The sequence below is a fragment of the Citricoccus sp. genome (assembly GCF_035445025.1).
Classification (GTDB): domain Bacteria; phylum Actinomycetota; class Actinomycetes; order Actinomycetales; family Micrococcaceae; genus Citricoccus.
On sequence record NZ_DAOMPX010000134.1, the window covers coordinates 1 to 3,000 of the forward strand.

Annotated in this window: 3 protein-coding genes; 1 reads left to right on the top strand and 2 read right to left on the bottom strand. The window is 70.3% G+C overall.

Annotation, left to right across the window (positions count from 1 at the left end; genetic code table 11):
• Window positions 1-266 precede the first annotated feature (266 nt).
• Window positions 267-557: a cupin domain-containing protein gene (locus PLJ28_RS15455; RefSeq protein WP_183528906.1), complete on the top strand. Its 291-nt coding sequence runs from the start codon at window positions 267-269 to the stop codon at window positions 555-557.
• A 40-nt stretch (window positions 558-597) separates the two neighbouring features.
• On the opposite strand, the gene PLJ28_RS15460 is transcribed toward PLJ28_RS15455, so the two are convergent.
• Together PLJ28_RS15460 and tcuA are read right to left on the bottom strand one after the other, a co-directional pair.
• The gene (locus PLJ28_RS15460; protein WP_298043146.1) at window positions 598-1,245 is read right to left on the bottom strand and encodes a GntR family transcriptional regulator; all 648 of its coding nucleotides are present in this window, start codon (window positions 1,243-1,245) and stop codon (window positions 598-600) included.
• Between the two features lie 167 nt (window positions 1,246-1,412).
• Window positions 1,413-2,918: an FAD-dependent tricarballylate dehydrogenase TcuA gene (gene tcuA / locus PLJ28_RS15465; protein ID WP_298043148.1), complete on the bottom strand. Its 1,506-nt coding sequence runs from the start codon at window positions 2,916-2,918 to the stop codon at window positions 1,413-1,415.
• Window positions 2,919-3,000 lie beyond the last annotated feature (82 nt).

A 3,000-nucleotide genomic window follows, 5' to 3' on the forward strand; every position in this document is an offset into this window, starting at 1 on the left:
TCTGTGTCGCGCCATCGCGACTCCCTCCATCACGCATTCCCGCAAATGTTCGCCTTGACGAACAAAAAAGAGGATAGCAGCGAACTTGAGCGGAGCGGCAGGGTTGGAGTGCCGTCCCGGGCGGGTGGGCGCCACTGGCCGGAGCGGGTTCCTGCCCACCTGCGGCGACTCGGTCTCGCCGTCAGGGGCGCGGCTGGGGCAAGGGGATCCGGCCTATGCTGTGTCAATCGTCACATGCCAGCCCCCGCGGTCGCGAAGGAGCAATCATGAGCACTGGGTCCCCCCGCTGCGAGGTCCAGCTCGAGAACGACCACTTCCGCGTGACGAAGTGGACGCTCGAACCCGGACAGACCATCCCCATGCACCGGCATGACCACGAGTACGTGGTGATTCCCCTCGTCTCCCGCACCATGCACGTGACGAACGCCGACGGCAGCGAGGTGGTGGCCGAACTCGTGACCGGGCAGAGTTACACCCGGCCCGCCGGCACCGAGCATCGGGTGGAGAACCGGGAGGCGTCAGACGCGGTCGTCTTCGTCGAGGTGGAGCACCTGTAAGGGGCCACCGATCATGACGTGGCGTCCATGATGCGAGGAGTCACCGCCGCGCCGCGTCCTGGAACATCGCCAGCCGCAGGGTCCGGGCGGTGGTCATGTGTGCCCGCATGGCCTCGCGTGCCGCCTCGCCGTCCTGGGCGCGGATGCGGTCCACGATGTGCTCGTGCTCGTCCAGGGCCTGGTCCCAGCGTCCGGGCCGGGTGAGGGTGGAGACGGGGGCGTGGATCTGGTGGGTGGCCAGCCGGTCCAGCAGGTCCTTGAGCACCGGGTTCCGCGTGGCCGACCACAGGGCCTCGTGGAACTCGACGTTGGTGGTCAGCCGGGTGGCGTTGTCCGGGTCCTGCAGCTCGCGGTCCCGGGACAGCAGTGCGTCCAGGCGCACCAGGTCCATCTCGGTGCGGGCGCTCGCCGCCTCGAAGGCGGCCTGTCCCTCGAGCAGGATGCGCAGGTCGTACACCTGCATCAGTTCCTCGGGGTCGAGCCGGCGCACCTGCAGCCCGCGAACGCCGCGCTCGAGCAGGCCCTCCTGTTGCAGCCGGCCCAGCGCCTCGCGCACCGGGGTGCGGGAGACCCCGAAGCGCTCCGCCAGGCTAACCTCGCGGAAGGGCGTGCCGGGTTCGTGTGCGCCGTGCAGGATCTCGGCCTTGAGCGCGGCATGGATCGCGGTCGCGTCCACCTTCACGGCCATCGGCTGTCCTTCCTGCTGGTCTGCTACGGCTCTCTGCCGTCTCGATGCGGCATCGATCTCGGACGAGTCCCGTCCCCGCCCGGCGGGGCAGGGACGGGACTGGCGCTGGGTCCTCACCGGCCGGCGTCGGGCCTCAGGGGCGCGACGCCGGCCGGGACGTCACGCTGTCAGGCCAGCGTACCGGCGCGGCGGCCGAAGACGACGCCGGCCGCCAGGCCCGAGCCGCCGGGGTAGTTGGCCGAGAACAGCCCGCCGAGCATCTCCCCGCACACGTACAGGCCGGGGATCGGCTCGCCCTGGGCGTCCAGGACGCGGCCGTGGGTGTCCGACTTTAGCCCGCCGAAGGTGAAGGTGATGCCGCAGGTGACGGCGTAGGCGTAGAACGGGCCCTCGGTCAGCGGGGTGGCCCAGTTGGACTTCACCGGGGTGGTCTCGGCTCGCCGGCCGTCCTTGACGGTCGGGTCCCACGGCACGGAGGTGTCGATCGAGGCGTTGTAGTCCGCAACCGTGGCGGCCAGGGACTGCGGGTCCACGCCGATCCTGGCGGCGAGCTCCTCGAGGGTGTCGGCCTGCTCCACGGAGATGCCGGGCATGTCGTACTCCTCGGTGCGCAGCATGGCCCGCAGGTTCGCGTCGAAGACCTGGTAGGCCACCGAACCGGGCTGCTTGAGGATCTCCCGGCCGAACTTGGCGTAGGTGTAGTTGCGGAAGTCCTCGCCCTCGTCCACGAAGCGCTGGCCCTCGGTGTTGACGATGATGCCCAGGAAGTAGGACTGGCGGGTCAGCCGGTTGGTCAGCTCGCGGTTGGACTCATTGTCCGGATTGAACGCGTCCCACTGGGTGGAGTGGCAGGTGGACCAGTCGCCGGCCTTCTGGGCGCCGATGGCCAGTCCGGCGGCGATCATGTCCCCGTTGTTGAACCGGGTGCCCCGGACCTTGGCGTTCTCCCAGCCCTCACCGAGGTGCTCGCGGCGCCACTCGGCGCTGGACTCGAAGCCGCCGGCGCCCAGGACCACGGACTCGGCGCGCAGTTCGGTCACGGTGCCGTCCTGCTGGCGGACCTCCACCCCACGCACCCGGCCGTCCTCCACGATCAGACCGGACACGTCCTGGCCGAAGCGGACCTCGGTGCCCAGCCTCTCGGCCACGGCGAGGTGATCGTGCATCAGGCCCTCGCCGCCGCCGACGTTGCCCACGTGCAGCCCGCCCCAGAACAGGTAGGAGCCGTCCTCGCGCTGGTAGGCCTGGCGCTCGTACATCAGGCGGTACTTCAGGCCCAGGGACTTCAGCCAGCGCAGGTTCGGGGCGGCCTCGTGGACCAGGGCCTCGGTCAGGTCCGGGTCGTTGCGGCCCTCGGTGACACGGACCAGGTCCGCGGTGTAGTCCTCGGGGGAGTACGGCGGCACCACGGTGGCCGCGTGGCGCTCGTCCGGCTCGACGAGGTCGGCCAGGTCCTCCAGGCCGCCGTGAGAGATGCGGGTGGCGCCGGCGGTGTAGTAGCTGTTGCCGCCGAACTCGTCCTGCGGTGCCTTCTCCAGCAGCAGCACCTTCCGGCCGCGCACGGCGGCGGCGTGGGCGGCGGTGAAGGCGGCGTTGCCCCCGCCGACGACGATGACGTCGGCGTCCAGGGCGTGCTGGCCCTCGCGGGTGGTCTCGGGTGCGGAGGTGGTCATGGGGTGCCTTCCGGTGGTGGCGCGTCACGCCGTCGTCGATTGCTGTGCACGAATGTATACACTCGTGCACAGTGGCGTCAAG

What these genes read in the sequence shown, in the direction of transcription:
- PLJ28_RS15455 (WP_183528906.1), top strand. Translation starts at nt 267, where the DNA reads ATGAGCACTGGGTCCCCCCGCTGCGAGGTCCAGCTCGAGAACGACCAC.
- PLJ28_RS15460 (WP_298043146.1), bottom strand. Translation starts at nt 1,245, where the DNA reads ATGGCCGTGAAGGTGGACGCGACCGCGATCCATGCCGCGCTCAAGGCC.
- tcuA (WP_298043148.1), bottom strand. Translation starts at nt 2,918, where the DNA reads ATGACCACCTCCGCACCCGAGACCACCCGCGAGGGCCAGCACGCCCTG.